This window comes from Mameliella sp. MMSF_3455 (genome assembly GCF_030733205.1).
In the GTDB taxonomy this organism is placed as follows: Bacteria; Pseudomonadota; Alphaproteobacteria; order Rhodobacterales; family Rhodobacteraceae; genus Antarctobacter.
Window position 1 is genome coordinate 44772 of record NZ_JASHJL010000010.1, and the last position, 19166, is coordinate 63937.

A 19166-nucleotide genomic window follows, 5' to 3' on the forward strand; every position below is an offset into this window, starting at 1 on the left:
AGTCGCCGCAAGGCCTTACCTCGATCGGTCGTCGAGCCGATCGCATTGGTCCGGCAGTCAAGGGCGGAAAGCCGACTTTCGCTGCGCCCCGGACGAACGGCAGCGATGCGCAGTAAAGCGGAATCTGCCTTGTGAAGTTCATTTCGCGCAAGCTCCCGCAAGCGTAGCGATTGCGATCACCAAGCCCAGCTGGATCGATGCTGCCTTGCGGCCCAAAGACAGGTTGTCAGGAAGCTGTCATGAACGTATCAATCGAAAAACAAGGTTTTGACTGGGATTATTCATCTCCGCTGGACTTCTTCCGCATCATGTAATCCTCGTGCATGACGAATAATTCCGTTTAGACTGGAGCAAGGCGTGCCCACGATATATCTCGACACAAACGTTTTTATAGATGCTCAATCATCACGTTGTTGGCACTCTCCACTATGCCTACTCTAAATTGAATCCGGTCCTTGAATTCTGGAACTACAGATGCGTTTTGTCGAGAGAAGCAGTACCTCCACACCGAATGCCCTCGTCTCAGAAGACGTGCGTCAGGCAGTTCGCGACGTCCATCGGTACCTGAACAGACCACAGGACGAACGTGGGCAGCGGCGCAGTCCATTTGAGGAAAGTCTCGTGTTCAACGACGCTGTTCGAAAGGCGTTGGGAGGCCTATTCTTTGAAAAATGCGCCTACTGTGAGACTAAGGTTTCCCTCAGTGAGGCGGGGATCGATCACTTTCGCCCGATACGCGTTTCAGAAGAGAGACAGACCGATTATGGTCACTACGCCTGGCTGACATATGACTGGGAAAACCTCTACCTCGTGTGTCCGGCCTGCAACTCGCAAAAGGGTGCTCGTTTCCCCGTAGACGGCCAACGCGGCAGCCCCTTCGCGACGGTCAACGAGATGAGATTGTCCGAAAGGCCGGCGCTTCTCGACCCCTGCTACGACAACCCGCGCCTGCATATCCAACTCAGGCCGGACGGGTCCTACGTGCCGCGATCCGGGCGCGGACGTGCCACCATAGACTTATTCGACTTGAACCGTGATGATCTCGTCAGGGACCGTCATGAAGAAATCGAGCATCTGAACCGTGTGTTTCGAAACGGCGTAGACCGCTTAGAGTTGGAAGCGGCGATCTCGCAAGACGCACCATATTCCGGTGCGAAGGTTCAGTATGTAGCGTTGATCATCGAGGTCGTCACGGGACGCCGACCGAACTGGAGCAGGCATGGACCGGTGTTCGGTGGTGTCTTGGCCTCTATGCAGAACGTTGAGGCAATCACTCTCAACACAGCGATTGAACGGCTACTCAATAAAGAAGACAGCGCCGAGACGGCTTTCGTGCCACAGAGGTTCTCCGATCAACCCACGGAGCGGAGAGCCTTACGCGATGCTGATTTTACCGCAGAACCTGCGCGCCAAACCTTGATACGAGAAATCAAAATTTCCAATTTCAAGGGCATCGACGCGTTAACGCTAAAGGTGCCCGCTCTGAGACCTGGGAAGGGTTCGTCCGGGGCGCTCATGTTGCTCGGTGAGAACGCTGTCGGGAAGACGACGGTCCTCGAAGCGATCGCCCTGTCGCTGCTGGGAGAATTGGACGCCGACGGTATGGTCCGGCCCGAGGATCTCTTGCGACGGAAGGGGCGCGACCGTCAGGAGTTAATTGAGCCGGACATCGCAACCGTCGAGCTCAGTTTCTACGATCGGTCCAGCCCGGCAGTCTTGAGCATCGACCCTTTGCGTCGGCAGTTCGAAGGGGATCGGTCCGCGGGGGCCGTCGTCATCGCTTACGGTCCGAGACGATTTTCAGATGTCAGAACTAAATGGCATCACAATCGATCCGCTCGTGTCGAGAGCTTGTTCCGGCCGGCCGTACCCTTGGCTGATCCTACTTCGTGGCTAAGAGACATCGCAAGAGACGACGAATTTCGGTTTAAGGCGGTCACGCGTGGTTTGCGTGAAATTCTGGCGTTGCGGGATGGTGACGAATTGGTTCTCGACGAGGCCATGGGGATTTGTGTCTCGGTGCGGGGCCATCTCGAGCCGGTCAGTCGGCTGAGCGAAGGTTACCGATCACTTTTCGCCATGGCTGTCGACATAATGCGAGAACTCCTGCGCACGCAACCGGATCTGGAGGATGCGCGTGGCGTCGTCCTCATAGACGAAATTGAGACCCACCTTCACCCCCGCTGGAAGATGCGCGTCACAAGGGCGCTCCGCAAGGCCATGCCGAAGGTGACGTTCATAGCGACTACCCACGACCCGCTCTGCCTACGTGGCATGGAGCAAGGCGAGGTCGTCGTACTGGCCAAAGACAGAAACCAACAAATCTATCAACTGACGGACCTGCCCGACATCAGCGGCATGAGGGTCGAGCAGATTCTCACGTCCGACTACTTTGGGTTAAACAGCACGGCCGATCCGGAGACAGAAGCACAGCTCACGGCCTATGTCGCTACGCTCTCACGTGCTCAGGCAGGTGACCAAGACGCCGAAGAACGCGCCACACGTCTGGGCGCGACACTTCGCGAAACGTTGGTACTCGGAGAGACTGCGGCGGACCAACTCGCCCAAGAGGCCCTCGATCGCTTCTTGGCAGAACGGCACGATCTTTCGTCCGTCGAACGGAGCGATGCTCGGCTGGAAGTGGTCGATGCCATGCTACGCGCTTTGCGACAGCCGTTGGAGGAGTAGATGCGCTACGTGGACAGATCTCTGGTCGATGAGCCAGCAAGTCTGGCTGACGAAGACTCCGACGGCGCGCGCGAGAGCGGTCGAGCGGCAGCACACTATGCACAGGTTCCGGAACCCGAGAAGTCTTACAGCTTCAAAGCCTATAAGAATGACGACGTGAAAGACGCCTTGCGAGCCCTTTTTCACGGCAAATGCGCTTATTGCGAAATCCGATATGAGGGCAGTCAGCCCGTCGACGTTGAGCACTATCGTCCCAAAGGAGGGATCGAGGAATTTCCAGGACATCGTGGCTATTGGTGGCTGGCTGCGTCTTGGACGAACCTTTTGCCTTCTTGCACGGATTGCAATCGTCGACGACGCCAAGTGTCTGCTGAGTACGGCATGTCTCTTGACGAACTGGAAGTGGCACACGCCAATCTTGACAATGCTGAGCCCGGTGGGAAACAGAATGCGTTCCCAACGTTTGATGACGTATGGGCCGAACCTAACGAGGATCCGGAACAACTCGAAAAACCGCTTCTTATCGACCCTACGAGAACGGATCCAAGTCAGTTTTTTGTCTGGCCGAAAGCAGAAATCTCAGTCGTGCTGGCATCGCAGCAAGGTATGCAATCAGACTATCCTTGTGCAGAGACGTCGATTGACATTTATGCTCTAAACAGGATTGGGCTTGTCCAGAGTCGCCTTGAGATGAGGCAGGACTTGGACCTTCACTTGCAACTTCTTCGGATGACTGCCGAAGACGCAATGGTCGCAGATGGCGAACAACGCGCGCAATTGATCACCCGTTTGACAGAACACATCCTCGCGCTGCGCAAACGGTATGAAGACCCAAAGCATGCGTTCTCGACTATGCTCAGCGCGCATCTCGACGAATTCGAAAATGAACTGACGCAACTCTTGTATTAGATGTAGGCGCCGCTTTGACCCTAATTTCTGAACAGTTGCTTGAACTTCAAGTCCGTTTCGAAGTGTAGCCTTTATCCAAAGGCTGACGGTTAAGCTGCCTGAATGCCGCACATTGCATGAATGTCCGCAATGCGGATTGCGACCGCAGCACTCAGAGACCGTGCTCAAGGTCTGCTTAGGGCCGTCCGTGACGACGGCCCGGGTCTTCAGATTTCTACCGCCTCGGCGATCGCCAAAGCGTCTTCCAACTCGACGCCGAGGTATCGGACAGTGCTGTCCATCTTGGTGTGGCCGAGCAAGAGTTGAACGGCGCGCAGGTTGCCGGTTTTCCGGTAGATCTGCGCAACCTTCGTCCGTCGCATGGAATGGGTCCCATACGCGCTGGGTTCCAGCCCGATCGATTTAACCCAGTCTCGGACAAGGCGCGCGTATTGCCGTGTCGATATATGAAGCCGTTCGTGAAATCGCCCCGGCCAAAGGAATTCGGAACCGATCATCAGCGGCTCGTCCATCCACCTCAGCAGCGATTTCCGTGTACCCTCAGTAATCTCAAATCGGACAGGTTTCTTAGTCTTGCTTTGAATGATCGACGCCCGCTCCTTTACCTGACCAGCGGCGAAGACATCAGCCACCATCAGTTTGACCAGATCGCATCCCCGCAGCTTGCTATCGATGGCGAGGTTGAACAGAGCAAGGTCTCGGTGATTTTCCGCGATTTCCAGTCGAACGCGGATTGCCCAAACATGTTTTGGCAACAGCGGGCGTTTCTGCCCCACTATGCGGCCTTTGTTCCAGGCAGGGCGGCGTGCGCAAATGGTGGGCAAATTTGGTGTTTGCATGACGGTTACTCCGATCCACCACGCCTCACCTCAGCGCCAACCCGACGTTGGCTTGACCACCTTATCAAAAGACGCTGCAACCGCTCCGATGACCGCAGTGTGCCTAACCTTGCCAACCTCGCCCGACGCATATTGTTGATCAAAGGGCCGCGTCGAAGCGTGAGTTTTTAGGTGGTCGACGCACGCCATCAAGGCAGAATAAACCTTGGCGAGCCGACGGAGGACGGTTTTTTTTCAAGCATGGAAAGGACTGGTCGTTGGGTAACGGGGACAGGCGACGCCGATCCCCGTGCGCGACTGTCGCAGGATCGGATCCTACGCAGCCTGAGTTTTCTGCAGGGCCTCATAGACGGCCGTTTCAAAGGCCATGTAGCCGGTGAAGGACACTGCGTCGGCGAAGGGCAGGATCTGCGTGGCCCAGTATCCGCCGAAACCACCCGCGCGGTCGATCCAGTAGAAGCAGTTGGCGAGGCCGGCCCATCCGATTGCGCCGGACGGGCGCCCGGTTGGTGCCTCTGCGGAATTGACCATGAAGGTGTAGGACCAATCCTTGGCGAGGCCCGGGAAGAATTCGGCGTCATTGGACAGCGTCGGGATGACGCCCGGCAACATCGTCACCTTTTGCGGTGGTACAAGTGCGCCCTTCACAGCCCATTCGACCGTCTCGGGTTTCAGGACGCGCCCGTTCGGCCCGGCTCCGTCGTTCAGCCACATCCGGATGAACTTCATGTACTCGGGCACCGTCCCGTAAAGCCCGTGCCCGCCCATGTGAACCTCGGGGTCATCGGGAAGCGCAAAATCGTCCATCGGGGTCAGCGAACCGTCCTCGCCACGGGCGTGGATCGTGGCCGTTCTGGCCTTCATCGCGTCGGTTCGGGTGAAGGCGATATCCTGCATGCCCAGCGGATCGAAGACCCTCTCGCGCATCACCTCGCCCAACCGCTTGCCGCGGATGCCCTCGACCACCTGGCCGACCCAGTCGATATTGGTGCCGTATTCCCAGCGCTCACCCGGATCAAACAGAAGCGGCGTCTCGATACAGGCGCGGGAGCCGGTCACCACCGACGGCTGCCCGTGATCGGTTGCCATACGGGCATAGGTTTCATTGAAGAAATCATAACCGAAGCCGGCCGTGTGCAGCAGGAGCTGCCGGGTCGTGATGTCGCTTTTCGGTGCCCGCAGCCGGGATTGCCCGGCTTCGTCGAAGCCATCGATCACCTGCAGCGCGCCAATCGCGGGCGCGTAGGTTTTCGCGGGCGCGTCGAGGTCAAGAAGTCCCTCTTCAACGCATTGAAGAGCTGTCGTCCCGGCGATCGCCTTGGTGGTCGAAAAGATGGCCATGACCGTGTCCTCGGTCATCGCATCGCCGCCAAGGCGCCGCTCCCCGGCGGCGCCAGAATAGATGTTGCCGTCACGGTCGGTCACCATCGCCACCACACCCGGCACCCTTGGGTCACTTGAAACCACACCGTTCAGAATGGCGTCACAGCTGGATTTGAGATCTGTCATCGTCTCCTCCCTTGATGAACTGTCAGGGACGATAGGACGCGAGTTTTCGACGGTCTGTCCGCGACCGGCAGACACTGTCCGAGATCGGAAGCAAAGTCAGTTCAGGCTTTGTTTTCGCTGTGACCGGGCCAATGTGTGCGACGGCAACTCGCCAAATCGGTCGCGATAGCGCCCGGCCAGAGCGCCAAAATTGACGAACCCCCAGTCCGCAGCGATTTCGCCGACGGTCCTGTCGCCCGAGGCTGCCAGCAAGTCCGCACGCAGCCCGTCAAGCCGGCGCGCGGAGAGAAACGCCCTCGGCGACACCCCGCGGAAGCGCGTGAAGCCGCCAGACAGGGTCCTTGCCGAAACACCGACGCGTCGCGCCACGTCCCCGACGCTGGGGGCCTGCCGTGCCTCGGTCTCGAAAATCTCTTCGGCCTGCCGCACATATCGCGGCGCCGCCGCACGCGCACCGTCATCAAGTCGCACACCAGCCTCAGCCGCCCATTGACGCAGAAGCTCAAGGCAAATGATTTCCTCCAGATGTCGTCCCAGCGGACCGTCAGCAGCAAGGGACCCGGGTTCACTCACGCTCTGTGCTGCATAGCCCAGCAGCTTCAGCCAAGCCGAATTCGCCCCCCCGAACTTGATCCGGCGGGTCCAGAGCCGGTCATCGGGGACGAAACCGAACCAACGTTCAGCGGTCTCCTCCATCACTTGATGCGCGATGGTGAGGTTGAGCTGCATGTGGTCGGGATCGCCTTCCAGCCAGTAGTCGGTTCGGGAACAATCGACGACGAAACTGTCGCCCGCCCCGGTTTGAACCGGCGCGCCTAGGCTTTGGTGATTCAGGGCGCCGCGTAGGGTGTTGAGCACGAGGATGTTGCCGGCCTCGGGATCAAACTGGTCGAGGTAAATACCGGTGCCATAGGAAAATCGCGTCATCGTCACGCGTCCGGCTCTGGCGGATATCATCGTGGCGTCCGGCCTCGATAACCGCTCAAGCGGTTGCACGCGATAGGGCATATAGACCGACCGGCAGAACTCCTGAACCTCGTCCCAGTCCGCGGACCGCGTTGGGCCTGCATGCTGGATCTGTGCGCCATGCACATCCCTGATCAAAGCTTCTTCCAACATCTGCAACGCCTCCCTACGATGCATCAATCGGATCAGTATATCACAAAGCCCCCGGTTGGTCGGGATCTGGACGCATGGACTTTGGTCGCAAACACCGACTTCGTTCGGGGCGGAGCCGCAGCGCGGCGACCAGGCGGCTTGTCATTGACTTGTCCGACCTGTGGCTTCTCAGGCGTGATCCCTTTCTGTCTCACTTGCGACCCAGCCCACCACACCAGTAGGCCGGTTCGTCCAAACGTTTCTCATTTGGCGGCAGCGAATGACAGCAAGCTCCGCGCAGTGTGAATTCGACAGCCGCCCGATTTAGCCGGCGCAGCGAATGTCCGGACCCCCAGGCCACAACGCAGCGGAGGAGACCGGTGGTGAACGGCAACTTTGGGCCGGGCGCGTTCCTGAGTTGGTCCCGAGATAACACACGGAGGCAAACCGCCCGCCGGGGGGGGGCGGTGGGAGTCCGTAGGCAAGCGCCTATCGCGGCACTGTGTGCGCCGCCGATCCCGGGTCGTCACGCCCCGGGGGCGCCATCCGGCGTGGTCCTCTTGTTGGAATTTCCGTCTCCCTCTATCAGCGTCGGTGCGTTTCCTCTGCTCATGAAAACGAGCGCCACCGCGCTCGTGGTCGTCTCCCGTCGGTGGCCGGGACTTCGAAGACCGCCAGGGACGGACTTCTTTGACAGACGGAATGGGACTTCGTCTCGGATGCACGTCGTCGCTTCCGCTCACGCGGATGCCATCACCTTCGGGGAGTGATCAGATCCCCGCAGCGCGCTGCGTTTTCGGTGATGCACAACGGTTTCTTGCGAGCGTCCAGTCGGACTGGATCTTGTGCGGCCTCCTTTCTCTTCGCTCGACCGTGCAGTCCTCGGCGGCATCCTCATGCCCGTCCGTCATAAGGAAGAAATGGAACGACAGGATCCGGACCAAAACACTTCCGTGGTGGGAAATCGAAAAAGTTGGATCTTGGATCCCTCTCGCGGCTCGCTCGGTTTCAGCCTGCACCCAGCGAGCCGTCCGACGGGGACGAGGACGGCGTCTTTAGATGGGGCGCGCCGCGGTTCTCTGCCAGAGTAGTCGATCGGCGTCACGGGGCCGATCAACCGCTCTGACCCGAGGAAATCGCCCGCGGTGTAGAAAAGGGCGGAAGTTTTTTCTTCGTGCTGCGGGCGGTTGGCCAATCTTCCAATCAAGAGACGGGAACAATGGTCAATCGACCCGCAGGAGCAACGAGAGGAATCCCAGGAAACGGACAGGCTTGATGCTGCCAGGACCGGCAGACGCGCAACAAACAGGAGGACCACCATGCTGCGCAAGCTACCTTCGACGACCCAGTCCGCAGACCCGACTCTCGACGCCGTTCGCGCGCATTTCGACGAGCACGGAGCCGCGCTGTGTACAGCGGCCGGGCTGATCGACGGGGAGGCCGGAACGGCTCGCGTCCTTCGCCTCATGTCCGGGCTGCGCGAGGCCTCGCGTCTCGACCGGGTGGCGCGGCGCAGGCTTGTGGACCTGCACCGCCTGCTGTCACTCGATCCCGTCATCGACGAGTTCGAACCGGATCTGTCGTCCTGGATCCTCCTCGACCCCGACAGCCCCGAGGTGGGAGAGCTCTGCCTGCTCACCGACCGGCTCTACGACCTCCTGGTCGAGATCGGAGAACTGGACGATGAGCGGGATGCGCTGGCGCTTGCCCTCCCGGCGCAGGACGCGGCCTGAACTGCGGCGCCGACCATGCGCAGTTTGCACGGTCGGCGTCATGCTCTGGGAGGAGCGCAAAGCGCAGCCTTCCGACAGGGCACCATCGGCGGCGGTACGGCCCAAGAACAGAAAAAATGATGCACGCAGGGCAGATTTCTTCTTCGTCATTCCGATGAACGACCAATGTTCTTGTCACCAGCACCCAAGACCAGCCACCGACACCAACCGAAAGGACCCTGCTAACGCCCAAGCATCTCCCTGCGACGGAACATGACGCCGATGAATCAGGCACACCAGCACCGTTTTCGCACCGCATGAAAGGGAGATCATCATGCTCAACACCACCACCCTCGACACCGCCGAGGCGCGTCTTGGCGCTGCCTACACGGTCGAGCAGCACCTCCGCAGCCATGGTGCGAGCCTCTGCGACCTGCTCGACGCGCTCGATGATCCGAGTGGGTTCGCGGCGCTCTGCGATCTGCATGGTGCCTTCGGGCAGCCTATCCCGGATGCCGATGCCGTCGAGGCCGCGCTGCGCGATATCCGTCGTATCCTGGCCGACCAGGCGCCGACGTCGCTCGACAGGATCGGGCATGAGAGGGGCCTGCCAGATTCCGACATGACCCGGTGGCATGGCGCGCGCGTCAGCGAGCTTCTCCGGCGATACCGTCATGCCGACTGAGACCGGGGCACGCTGTGTCCTTCAACTGGCGCGCCGGCGCCGCCTGAGCGTCCATCTCGATCAGTTCGGGATGGAGCAGGACATCTGCGACGTGACGCTGTGGCTCTTCGAGAAGCACAGCCTATCTCGTGTCCACGTCTGGGTGGACCGGCACTACACGCAGATCGGACAGGAGATCGCCGGCGTGACTGTCATCACTTCGCCGCGCCATCCCGCGCGACTGACCGAGGCGGCGCACGAGGCGTTTCTCGCGCTCGGCTACACGATCGAAGACACCCGCGCAGACACCTACGGCCATCAGTTTTGCGACGGGCATCATTCGAAGCACGAGGTCATCCAAGCCTATACGCGCATCGAAGACGCGCTGAAGCTCTGGCGATCACAATAACAAATACTCGGACATCTCGGACAAGGGCGGCGAAAGCCGCCCTTTTTGCATGCCTTGCGCTCGTTGGTGCAAGGCATGCCGACATTGTAAATCAACTTCACGGCCAGACTTCGAAACGGTCGCTGTTGTGCTCGTTCTGGAGAAGTGGCCCGCGATAACTGGCGGCGGAAACTACGCCGCCAACCCAAGAACGCCACGGCCACGATCAAGCCCGAGAAAGTTTACGAAAACCGTTTCTGCCGCCTGCTTCTGATGCCTATATCCCTCAGGACAGAGTCGAACCCTCGTTCCCGCGAGAAAAGGCCGAAAAAACGGAAAATCGGGCGCCTACGCCCGATTGACCCTATTCGCTTGCGAAATGGACCTCCGAAACCCGCCGGTGGCCACTAATTGGTAGTGGCAATATCACCGTCGAAAGGTCGATAGCCTAGCCACACTTCGAATGCCCACAAGAGGCACAGGTCATGCAGCCCTCTACCATGCGCATGTCGTATTGCCCACAATTGGGGCAAGCCGGACCGCGGGGTTGGTCCAGGTTTACCACTTGGGCGGTCGGGTCGCTTTTCAGGCCCATGCCTTCGCCTTCGAGGAAGCCTGTCGCGATCATGTGGCGCTCGATGACGCCGCCGATCGCTGCGAGGATCGAAGGGATGTACTTGCCCTGAACCCAGGCGCCGCCGCGCGGGTCGAAGACGGCCTTCAGTTCCTCGACGACAAAGCTTACGTCGCCACCGCGGCGGAAGACAGCAGAGATCATTCGCGTCAGCGCCACGGTCCAGGCGAAATGCTCCATGTTCTTCGAGTTGATGAAGACCTCGAAGGGCCGCCGGCGGCCGCCGACGATGATATCGTTGATCGTCAGGTAGATGGCATGCTCACTGTCGGGCCATTTCAGCTTGTAGGTCGCGCCCTCAAGCGTCTGGGGCCGGTCCAGAGGTTCGGACATGTAAACGACATCGCCGTGGGGTTGCAGAGGTTCGGCATCGGAGGTTGCGGCAACTTCGGGCGATGTTTCATTGGTCAAGAGAGCGGTAATATCGACATTAAGTGCATTGGCGATCTTTGTCGCGTTTACCAGCGAAGGTTTTTTGTTGTTCTTTAGCATCTGCTGGACAAAATTCCGCCCGAGACCGGCTTCCTCTGATAGCTTTGCTAGGCTCATGCCTTTGGCTTCCGCTAGCGAGCGAATGCGAGAAGAAAACTCCTCCCAAGACACCTCATCAGGTTTCACTTCTGCCACGCTCAGAACACTTCCCGTCACCGCGTTCGGACGATAAGTGGTGCAGCCCTTGCAGCCTGTCTCGTAGGCTTGCAGGTAGACATCCTTGAAGTCCTCGAAGGAAATGTCCTCGGGGCAGTTGATGGTCTTGGAGATCGACGAGTCGACCCATTTCTGCGCCGCCGCCTGCATGCGGACATGGTCCAGTGGCGCCAGCGTCTGAGCATTCACGAAATATTCGGGCAGGGCGGCATCAGTGCCGAAGGTCTCACGGTACATCTGTACCGCGTAGTCGACCACCTCTTCCTCGGTCCGGGTCCCGTCCTTTTGCAGGACCTTGCGGGTGTAGGCATAGGCAAAGACCGGCTCGATCCCCGACGAGACGTTCCCGGCATAGAGCGAGATCGTCCCCGTGGGTGCAATCGAGGTGACCAGGGCGTTGCGGATGCCGTGTTCGCGAATGGCGCTGCGCACGTCCTCGTCCATGCCCAGCATCGTGCCGCTGTCCAGGTAAGCCTCGGCGTCAAAGAGCGGAAAGGCGCCTTTTTCCTTCGCCAATTGCACCGAAGCCAGGTAGGCGGCGCGGGCGATCCGGTGCAACCAGCACTCGGTCTGACGCGCCGCTTCCTCGGATCCGTAACGCAGCCGTACCATCAGCAGGGCATCGGCAAGGCCGGTCACGCCCAGCCCGATACGGCGCTTGTTCAGGGCCTCCTGGCGCTGTTCTTCCAGCGGAAAGCGCGAGGCATCGACCACGTTGTCCATCATCCTGACGGCGGTGGCGACCAGCTCGTCCAGCGCTTCTTCGTCGAGGTGTGCATCGCCGGTGAAGGGGGCGTTCACAAGCCGGGCCAGGTTGACCGAGCCCAGCAGGCAGGCGCCGTAGGGGGGCAGGGGCTGTTCGCCGCACGGGTTCGTGGCGGCAATCGTTTCGCAGTAGCTGAGGTTGTTGGCCTGGTTGATCCGGTCGATGAAGATCACGCCGGGCTCGGCGTAATCATACGTGGCGCGCATGATCCGGTTCCACAGGTCGCGCGCAGGCAGCGTGTGATAGACCACCCCGTCAAAGACCAGGTCCCAGGGGCCGTCCGCCTTGACCGCCTCCATGAAGGCATCCGTGACCAGGACCGAGAGGTTGAACATGCGCAGGCGCGCGCTGTCGGCCTTCGCGCCGATGAAATCCTCGATGTCCGGGTGATCGCAGCGCATGGTTGCCATCATCGCCCCGCGGCGCGAACCTGCGGACATGATCGTTCGGCACATGGCGTCCCAGACGTCCATGAACGACAGCGGCCCGGAGGCGTCCGCCGCCACGCCTGCCACGGGCGCGCCCTTGGGCCGGATGGTCGAGAAATCGTAACCGATCCCGCCGCCCTGCTGCATGGTCAGCGCCGCTTCGCGCAGCTGGTCGAAAATGCCGCCCATGTTGTCGGGGATGGTGCCCATGACGAAACAGTTGAACAGGGTCACGCTGCGGTCGGTGCCGGCGCCTGCGGTGATCCGGCCCGCGGGCAGGTACTTGAAGTCCTCAAGCGCTTCGTAGAACCGCTCTTCCCAGTGGGCCGGGTCCTTTTCGACCGTGGCAAGGGCCCTGGCGATGCGGCGCCAGCTGTCCTCGACGCTGAGGTCAAGCGGCGTGCCGTCCGCCTGTTTCAGGCGGTATTTCATGTCCCAGATCTGTTCGGCGATGGGGGCGGCAAAGCGGGTCATGGCGATTCCCTCAGGTGGCAGGCTGAACAATGTAGCTGCAACCCGAGTTTTCCACAACAGATTGACAGCCTTGCCGGCATGTCCCCCAGATCATGCGCCGAATGCAAGTGGTTTGCTCCGGCACATTGCCACTTGTTCAGAAAAAGAACTCGTCTCCGGGCACGTAATCGTCGATGTCCTGCGGATCCGGTTGGTCCTGCGGCGCTTCGGCGAATTTGCGGCTTGCGGCGGTTTGAACGGCCTCGCTGGCGGCGCCAAGGTGGTCGAACGCGGCTTCCTGGACGATGCGATCGGCCAGTTGGTCGAATGTCTGCAGCACGGCGCGGTCATTTGAGATGAAGGGGCCGTTGTCCTCGCTGAAAAAACGAAAGCCGATGTCGTCGATGATGATACAGTCTTCGGGCATGGGTCTGGTCTCCTGGATGGGCGCCCCGAACCGAGGGGCGGGACTACTGGTCAAGGAAGTTTCAGGCCTGCACCGGTGTCAGCGGTGTGCCTGCCAATATCCCGCATCCGTCGCATTGCGGACAGTCAGGTTAACCTTGCCATTGCCCCGGCAGGTCTCTGCCGAACCGTGCGCGGCAGAACGCGTATTGCGGCGCCAGGGCCGCGGCCAGGGCATCATGCGCGTCACGGGGCAGGGCGGTCTCGACCGTGGTGGCGTTCCGGCGCAGTCCGGGGCCCGGCGCCTGCCAACTGGTGCCAAGAAAGTGACATAGCCGGGGCAGGGCATCGCCCTCCGCCAGATCCTCGTAGAAGAGGTACAAGAGATCCTCGGGCGCGAAACAGTCGTCCAGCGCCGTGACCGTCGCCCGATAGTCGCCCCGTGCCATAATCGCGGGCGCGCCCAGGGCGTCGCTCCAGGCCTGTGTGGCGTCTTCGGTCAGGCCCTGCTGCTGCATGTGCCGCAATTGCGACCACAGCCGCGCGACAGGGTCGCGCATGACAAACAACAGTTTCAGCCGGATGTCCTGCGTAGCGCAAAAGGCCCGCATCCGGGCAAAACCGGCCGTCCCCAGCACCGAATAGGCAGGGGTGACATCGCAAATCACCCGTGTCCGAGGCGTGCTTATCCGGGCCATGTGACCGAAATAGGCGTTGTCGTCGTAGATCATCTGTACCCGATCCAGCGCAGCCTGGATCATCGGCGAAATGGCCAGATGCTCTGCCGGGTGGCCCTCTTGCGACAGGAACAGCGTCAGGCGACGAACTGCCAGAAGGTCGATGTCACTCAGGGCATGTTCCGGGAAACCTCGGTTGAAGAAATGCAGCTCTTTGAGCGGCGAAGGCGTGACGCCCTCCAATTCGCCCATGTAGGCGTGCAGCCAGCTTGTGGCGCATTTCATGGCGCCGACGCAGACCAGCAGTGTCTTGCCGTCCAGCTCGAGGTAGTGCCGGATATGCGCAAGCCCCTCCGCCATGCGCGCCTCCTGCCATTTCGCAACAGGAGGTCAGGCTGACACGGCACCGGACAGCGCTCAAGCCCGCAGACGCCTTGCACAGGGCAAACCCGCGGCGGCGGAAATGCTGAAAAAACGGGCAAACTTGTTCGCGTGGATGGCTTCTGACCTCTTAGTTGCGAGTAATTCTCAATTTCATTGACTCTTGCGAATTAGTCGCACTATATCTCGCAGGTGAAAACGCCTCGGCGAGTGCATCGCCGGGGTGTCGTCTTGAGGAGGTGCACAGTGACTTTGACCAAGCGAGAGCTTCTTGCCGGACTGGCGACCCTGCCGTTGGCACTGTCGGCCAAAGGCCTGGCGGCGCAGGGCGTGACAACCGTGGTCGCGACCACGGGCATGATCGCAGACGCGGCGCGGCAGGTCGGAGGCGATCTAGTCGAGGTCCGTGGCCTGATGGGGCCCGGTGTCGACCCGCACAGCTATCGCCAGACCCGCAGCGACATCGTGGCGATGGCCCGCGCGGATGTGGTGCTCTGGCATGGGCTCTTTCTCGAGGCGCAGATGGAGGAGTTTCTTCAGGACCTTGGCGACCGTGGCACCGTTACCGCAGTGGCCGAGAGTATGCCGCGCGACCTGCTGATGGCCCATGACGACTACGACGACAAGTTCGACCCGCACGTCTGGATGGTGCCCGATCTCTGGAAGCATGTCGTGGAAAACGTGCGCGATGCATTGAGCGCGGCCCGGCCCGACAGTGCCGAGGTCTTTGCTGCCAATGCCGCCGCGCACCTGGCAGAACTGGACGAACTGGCCACCTATGCCGCCGGTATCCTTGCCAGCGTGCCCGAGGAAAGCCGCGTGCTGGTCACGGCGCATGATGCCTTCAACTACTTCGGGCAGGCCTACGGGTTCGAGGTCATGGGCATCCAGGGCATCTCGACCGAGTCCGAGGCCGGGCTGCGCCGGATCGCGGATCTTGTGGATGTGCTGGTGGATCGCCGGATCGGCGCGGTCTTTGTCGAAAGCTCGGTCTCCGACCGCAACATCCGCGCGCTGATCGAAGGGGCCGCCGCCAAGGGGCACGAGGTTGTCATCGGTGGCGAGCTGTTCTCGGACGCGATGGGCGAGCCGGGCACCTATGTCGGCACCTATATCGGCATGATCGACCACAACGCGACCACCATTGCCGGGGCCCTGGGCGGCGACGTGCCCCCTGACGGCATGAAAGGATTGTTGAACGGATGACCGATCCTTCCGTGACCCTGGCCGCATCCGGCGGACAGGCGGCGGCGCAGGTACGCCCGGATGCCGCCCTGAGCCTGCGCGGGCTGACGGTGTCCTACGGTGAGAAGCCCGCTGTATTTTCCGTCGACGCGGCGTTTCCGGCGGGCGAGATGACCGCCATCATTGGGCCGAATGGCGCCGGCAAGTCGACCTTGCTCAAGGCGGCACTGGGCGTGATCCCGCGGCTTTCGGGTGAGGTCAGCGTCTTTGGGCAGCCGATCGAGACGGTTCGCGGGCGCATCGCCTATGTCCCTCAGCGCGCCAGCGTCGACTGGGATTTCCCGACCACGGTGATCGACGTGGTGATGATGGGGCTTTACCGGCAAGTCGGCCTGCTGGGGCGGCTGACCGGCGCGCTAAAGGCGCGGGCGCTGTCCTGCCTCGACCGGGTCGGCATGGCCAGTTTTGCCGACCGTCAGATCGGCCAGCTCTCCGGTGGTCAGCAACAACGGGTCTTTCTGGCCCGGGCACTGGCGCAGGACGCGGATCTCTACCTGCTGGACGAACCTTTTGCCGGGGTGGACGCCGCGACCGAACGGGCGATCATCGACGTGCTGAAATCGCTCAAGTCCGAAGGCAAGGCGGTGGTCTGCGTCCACCATGACCTGGCCACGGTGCGCGACTATTTCGACAATGTCTTCATGATCAACGTGCGCCGCATCGCCGAAGGGCCCGTTGCGACCACCTTCAACGGAGAAACGCTGAATGCCACCTATGGCGGGCGCCTGGCCGCGACGCACATCGACCAGTTGAATCTGGTGGAGGGCGCGTGACACCGCTGATCGAGGCGCTGTTGCTGCAGGCGGGCTACAACGCGGCGTTGGTCGCGGTGGGCGCCGCGCTGCTGGGCTTTGCTGCGGGCGCCGCCGGGACTTTTCTTTTCCTGCGCAAGCGCGCGCTGGTCTCCGACGCCGTCGCCCATGCCACGCTGCCGGGCGTCGGGCTTGCCTTCATCGCGATGGTCTGGCTGGGCGGCGACGGGCGCAACCTGCTGGGATTGTTGACCGGGTCTGCCGTGACCGCCGGGATCGGCCTCTTGGCGGTGGAATGGATGACCCGGCGCACCCGGCTGAGCGAGGACGCGGCCATCGGCGCGGTGCTCTCGGTTTTTTTCGGGCTGGGGATCGTCATCCTGACCGTGATCCAGACCATGAGTTCCGGCCGCCAGGCGGGGCTCGAGAGCTTTCTGCTGGGCTCGACCGCCGGGATGTTGTTCCAGGATGCCATCGTGATCGCCGTGGGGGGCTCATTGGCGGTTCTGGCGACCTGGGTGATGCGGCGGCCGATGACGCTGGTGGCCTTTGACGCGGAATACGCGGCGGCGAGCGGCGTCAACGTGCCGGGGATCGACCGGCTGATGATGGCGCTGGTCATGGCGGTCACTGTGATCGGGCTCAAGATCGTCGGGCTGATCCTGATCGTGGCGATGCTGATCATCCCGCCGGTCACCGCCCGGTTCTGGACAGAGCGCAGCCAGTCTCTGATCTGGTACGCCGGGGGCATCGGCGGTGTGTCCGGCTACCTGGGCGCGGCGTTTTCGGCCTCGGCCCCCGATCTGCCCACCGGGCCGATCATCGTGCTGGTCGCCGCGCTGTTGTTCCTGCTGTCGTTGTTCCTGGCGCCCGCACGCGGCGTGGCCGCGGCGGTGTTCCGGCATCGGCGCTTTCAGCGCAAGGTGCACCGGCGGCAAGGGCTGCTGGCGCTGGCACGACGGGAGCCGATCCATGACGAGTTGACCCTGCGTGTCCTGCGGGGTGAGGGGTTGATCCGTGCAGATGGCGTGGCCACCGAAACGGGACGGGCCCAGGCGGCGAAGATCGCCCGCGACGAACGCCGTTGGGACGTTGCGCGCGAAATCCATCAGGATACCGGGCTGGCCGGGCGCTATGACGGGCTGACACCGATCGAGGAGGTCTTTGCCCCTGACGAGATTGCCGAGTTCGACCGTCGCATCGGCGGTCCGCGCGCCAAACGAGAGGGGCCGTGATGGGCAGCGAATTCGTCATGTTCTCTCTGACGCCGATGCTGATCGGCGTGCTGGCCTCTGTCGCCTGCGCCCTGCCGGGAAATTTCCTGATCCTGCGGCGGCAGGCGTTGATCGGCGATGCCATCAGCCATGTTGTCCTGCCCGGGATCGTGGTGGCTTTTCTGCTAACAGGCGTCGTGGCTGCGATCCCTATGTTGTTGGGGGCCGCCGGGGCCGCCGTGGTGGCGGTTGTTCTGATCGAGGCGATCAAGCGCCTTGGCCGGATCGAGCCGGGCGCGGCGATGGGCGTGACCTTTACCACGCTCTTTGCCGGCGGCGTCTTGCTGCTTGAACAAAGCGATACGTCCAGCGTCCACCTGGACGTGGAGCACGCGCTGATGGGCAATCTTGAATCGCTGGTCTGGCTGCGCGCGACGGACTGGTCCTCGCTGATCGATCCCTGGGCGCTGGCCGGCGTGCCCGAAGAATTGCCGCGCATTGCCGTGGTCTGCGCGGGCGTGATCCTGCTGACGCTGGTCTTCTGGCGCTGGCTGAAGATTTCCACATTTGACGAGGGCTTTGCCCAGGCTTTGGGCCTGCCGGTGGGTGCGATCGGCATGGGGCTGGTCATCACGGCTGCGGTGGCTGCGGTGGCCGCCTTCGACGCGGTGGGGTCGATCATCGTGATCGCCATGTTCATCTGCCCGCCTGCGGCGGCGAGGATGATGACCAACGGGCTGGAGCGGCAGGTCTGGTGGTCGGTGCTGTTCGCCGTGATATCTGCGGTGCTTGGGTATGTCCTGGCGGGCTACGGGCCGCTCTGGTTGGGCGGCGAAAATGCCGTCAGCGCTGCGGGCATGATTGCCACCGTCTCGGGGATCATCCTGGCGCTGGCCTGCGCCTTTGGCCCGCATCGCGCACGCGTGGGCGCGCGCGCAGAGGTCTGAAACGAAAAAACGGCCCGCATCAGGCGGGCCGAGTTGTGTGAGGCGGCGAAACGGATCAGGCGGCCGGGCGAGACCCCACGACGCCCTGCGTGACGGAGTCCGTGATCTCGAGGCTTTCTTCCTCGGACAGTTCCATCAATTCAGCAAGGCGGGTGCGGGCGCGGCCCACGCGGCTCTTGATCGTGCCCACAGCGACGCCGCAGACCTCTGCCGCCTCTTCGTAGGCGAGGCCCTGAGCGCCGATCAGCACCAGCGCCTCGCGCTGGGTATCGGGCAGCTGGTCAAAGGCCACCTTGAAATCGCGGAGGTTCAGACGGCCATCGTGATCCGGTTTGGTCGCAAGACTTTCACCCATCGTGCCGTCGGCATCCTCGACCTCGCGCTTGCGCTTGCGCCGCAGCGAATAGAACGTGTTGCGCAGGATCGTGAACAGCCAAGCCCGCATGTTGGTGCCCTGCTGAAAGCTGTCGATGTTCGTCCATGCCTTGACCAGCGTCTCCTGCACCAAGTCATCCGCCGTCGCGGCGTTCCGGGTCAGCGACAGCGCAAAGGCGCGCAACGAGCCGATATGATCGGTCAGTTCCTCGCGGGGGTCACGCATCTTGCTGGCCCCCGCTGCTTTTCTTTTCTTCGGCAGCCTTCAATTGTGCCAGCAGATCGGTGAACCGATCAGGCACGGGCTGTTGGGCCATATCATCGAAGGCCTGCCTCAAGTTCCGGTCGATTTCATCGACGACTCTTGAATTGAGTTGTTTTCGCGTCATGTGTCTTGTCATCTTTGGATCTCGCAACGCCTCATTACGGAACCA

17 protein-coding genes are annotated in these 19166 nt (G+C 61.6%); 9 read left to right on the plus strand and 8 right to left on the minus strand.

Going from position 1 to position 19166, the window contains the following annotated elements:
- Nucleotides 1–474 precede the first annotated feature (474 nt).
- Together RBB42_RS09520 and RBB42_RS09525 are read left to right on the plus strand one after the other, a co-directional pair.
- Nucleotides 475–2688 carry an AAA family ATPase gene (locus RBB42_RS09520; protein ID WP_305972256.1) on the plus strand — a complete coding sequence of 738 codons (2214 nt, stop codon included), beginning with the start codon at nt 475–477 and terminating at the stop codon, nt 2686–2688.
- Complete coding sequence (locus RBB42_RS09525) at nt 2689–3597, plus strand: HNH endonuclease family protein (protein ID WP_305972255.1); 909 nt, start codon at nt 2689–2691, stop codon at nt 3595–3597. It begins immediately after the preceding gene.
- A 206-nt stretch (nt 3598–3803) separates the two neighbouring features.
- Here the strand turns inward: RBB42_RS09525 and RBB42_RS09530 are convergent, their stop codons facing one another.
- The 3 genes from RBB42_RS09530 to RBB42_RS09540 all read right to left on the minus strand — a co-directional run bounded on the left by RBB42_RS09530 (nt 3804) and on the right by RBB42_RS09540 (nt 7088).
- Nucleotides 3804–4436: a tyrosine-type recombinase/integrase gene (locus tag RBB42_RS09530; protein WP_305969604.1), complete on the minus strand. Its 633-nt coding sequence runs from the start codon at nt 4434–4436 to the stop codon at nt 3804–3806.
- A 315-nt stretch (nt 4437–4751) separates the two neighbouring features.
- The gene (acmB, locus tag RBB42_RS09535) at nt 4752–5945 is read right to left on the minus strand and encodes a methyl acetate hydrolase AcmB (RefSeq protein ID WP_305969603.1); all 1194 of its coding nucleotides are present in this window, start codon (nt 5943–5945) and stop codon (nt 4752–4754) included.
- A gap of 96 nt (nt 5946–6041) precedes the next feature.
- A complete protein-coding gene (locus RBB42_RS09540; RefSeq protein ID WP_371931734.1) occupies nt 6042–7088 on the minus strand; it encodes an AraC family transcriptional regulator in 1047 nt (348 codons plus the stop codon).
- 1274 nt (nt 7089–8362) lie between these two features.
- Here RBB42_RS09540 and RBB42_RS09545 point away from each other — a divergent pair.
- The 3 genes from RBB42_RS09545 to RBB42_RS09555 all read left to right on the plus strand — a co-directional run bounded on the left by RBB42_RS09545 (nt 8363) and on the right by RBB42_RS09555 (nt 9828).
- Entirely contained in the window at nt 8363–8776 is a 414-nt protein-coding gene (locus RBB42_RS09545; RefSeq protein WP_305969602.1) for a hypothetical protein, read from the plus strand.
- A 313-nt stretch (nt 8777–9089) separates the two neighbouring features.
- Nucleotides 9090–9440: a hypothetical protein gene (locus RBB42_RS09550; protein ID WP_305969601.1), complete on the plus strand. Its 351-nt coding sequence runs from the start codon at nt 9090–9092 to the stop codon at nt 9438–9440.
- Nucleotides 9430–9828, plus strand: coding sequence for a hypothetical protein (locus RBB42_RS09555; RefSeq protein WP_305969600.1), 399 nt, complete (start codon nt 9430–9432; stop codon nt 9826–9828). The genes RBB42_RS09550 and RBB42_RS09555 overlap by 11 nt, the downstream gene beginning before the upstream one ends.
- Before the next feature lie 427 nt (nt 9829–10255).
- Here RBB42_RS09555 and RBB42_RS09560 read toward each other — a convergent pair whose 3' ends face one another.
- From RBB42_RS09560 to RBB42_RS09570, 3 genes are all read right to left on the minus strand, one after another.
- On the minus strand, nt 10256–12757 hold the full coding sequence (locus RBB42_RS09560; RefSeq protein WP_305969599.1) for an adenosylcobalamin-dependent ribonucleoside-diphosphate reductase: 2502 nt from the start codon (nt 12755–12757) through the stop codon (nt 10256–10258).
- 136 nt (nt 12758–12893) lie between these two features.
- Nucleotides 12894–13163 (minus strand): hypothetical protein, encoded by a 270-nt coding sequence (locus RBB42_RS09565; protein ID WP_305969598.1) that lies wholly within the window; start codon nt 13161–13163, stop codon nt 12894–12896.
- Nucleotides 13164–13293: 130 nt separating this feature from the next.
- The gene (locus tag RBB42_RS09570; protein ID WP_305969597.1) at nt 13294–14178 is read right to left on the minus strand and encodes a sulfotransferase; all 885 of its coding nucleotides are present in this window, start codon (nt 14176–14178) and stop codon (nt 13294–13296) included.
- 273 nt (nt 14179–14451) lie between these two features.
- On the opposite strand from RBB42_RS09570, the gene RBB42_RS09575 reads away from it, so the two are divergent.
- From RBB42_RS09575 to RBB42_RS09590, 4 genes are read left to right on the plus strand one after another with little or no spacing between them, the layout of a single operon-like run.
- Nucleotides 14452–15405: a metal ABC transporter solute-binding protein, Zn/Mn family gene (locus tag RBB42_RS09575; RefSeq protein ID WP_371931735.1), complete on the plus strand. Its 954-nt coding sequence runs from the start codon at nt 14452–14454 to the stop codon at nt 15403–15405.
- Nucleotides 15402–16217, plus strand: a complete 816-nt coding sequence (locus tag RBB42_RS09580) for a metal ABC transporter ATP-binding protein (RefSeq protein WP_305969596.1) — start codon at nt 15402–15404, stop codon at nt 16215–16217. The genes RBB42_RS09575 and RBB42_RS09580 overlap by 4 nt, the downstream gene beginning before the upstream one ends.
- Entirely contained in the window at nt 16214–17431 is a 1218-nt protein-coding gene (locus tag RBB42_RS09585) for a metal ABC transporter permease (protein WP_305969595.1), read from the plus strand. Before RBB42_RS09580 ends, RBB42_RS09585 begins: the two co-directional genes overlap by 4 nt.
- Nucleotides 17428–18357: a metal ABC transporter permease gene (locus RBB42_RS09590; protein ID WP_305969594.1), complete on the plus strand. Its 930-nt coding sequence runs from the start codon at nt 17428–17430 to the stop codon at nt 18355–18357. The genes RBB42_RS09585 and RBB42_RS09590 overlap by 4 nt, the downstream gene beginning before the upstream one ends.
- Nucleotides 18358–18412: 55 nt before the next feature.
- Here the strand turns inward: RBB42_RS09590 and RBB42_RS09595 are convergent, their stop codons facing one another.
- Both RBB42_RS09595 and RBB42_RS09600 read right to left on the minus strand, forming a co-directional pair.
- Complete coding sequence (locus RBB42_RS09595) at nt 18413–18958, minus strand: RNA polymerase sigma factor (protein WP_305969593.1); 546 nt, start codon at nt 18956–18958, stop codon at nt 18413–18415.
- Nucleotides 18951–19121: a NepR family anti-sigma factor gene (locus RBB42_RS09600; RefSeq protein ID WP_305969592.1), complete on the minus strand. Its 171-nt coding sequence runs from the start codon at nt 19119–19121 to the stop codon at nt 18951–18953. The genes RBB42_RS09595 and RBB42_RS09600 overlap by 8 nt, the downstream gene beginning before the upstream one ends.
- Nucleotides 19122–19166: the final 45 nt, after the last annotated feature.

Coding starts and splice junctions, on each gene's coding strand:
- RBB42_RS09555 (WP_305969600.1), top strand. CDS start 9,430: ATGCCGACTGAGACCGGGGCACGCTGTGTCCTTCAACTGGCGCGCCGG.
- RBB42_RS09600 (WP_305969592.1), bottom strand. CDS start 19,121: ATGACGCGAAAACAACTCAATTCAAGAGTCGTCGATGAAATCGACCGG.
- RBB42_RS09560 (WP_305969599.1), bottom strand. CDS start 12,757: ATGACCCGCTTTGCCGCCCCCATCGCCGAACAGATCTGGGACATGAAA.
- acmB (WP_305969603.1), bottom strand. CDS start 5,945: ATGACAGATCTCAAATCCAGCTGTGACGCCATTCTGAACGGTGTGGTT.
- RBB42_RS09580 (WP_305969596.1), top strand. CDS start 15,402: ATGACCGATCCTTCCGTGACCCTGGCCGCATCCGGCGGACAGGCGGCG.
- RBB42_RS09520 (WP_305972256.1), top strand. CDS start 475: ATGCGTTTTGTCGAGAGAAGCAGTACCTCCACACCGAATGCCCTCGTC.
- RBB42_RS09550 (WP_305969601.1), top strand. CDS start 9,090: ATGCTCAACACCACCACCCTCGACACCGCCGAGGCGCGTCTTGGCGCT.
- RBB42_RS09525 (WP_305972255.1), top strand. CDS start 2,689: ATGCGCTACGTGGACAGATCTCTGGTCGATGAGCCAGCAAGTCTGGCT.
- RBB42_RS09545 (WP_305969602.1), top strand. CDS start 8,363: ATGCTGCGCAAGCTACCTTCGACGACCCAGTCCGCAGACCCGACTCTC.
- RBB42_RS09595 (WP_305969593.1), bottom strand. CDS start 18,958: ATGCGTGACCCCCGCGAGGAACTGACCGATCATATCGGCTCGTTGCGC.
- RBB42_RS09570 (WP_305969597.1), bottom strand. CDS start 14,178: ATGGCGGAGGGGCTTGCGCATATCCGGCACTACCTCGAGCTGGACGGC.
- RBB42_RS09530 (WP_305969604.1), bottom strand. CDS start 4,436: ATGCAAACACCAAATTTGCCCACCATTTGCGCACGCCGCCCTGCCTGG.
- RBB42_RS09565 (WP_305969598.1), bottom strand. CDS start 13,163: ATGCCCGAAGACTGTATCATCATCGACGACATCGGCTTTCGTTTTTTC.
- RBB42_RS09540 (WP_371931734.1), bottom strand. CDS start 7,088: ATGCATCGTAGGGAGGCGTTGCAGATGTTGGAAGAAGCTTTGATCAGG.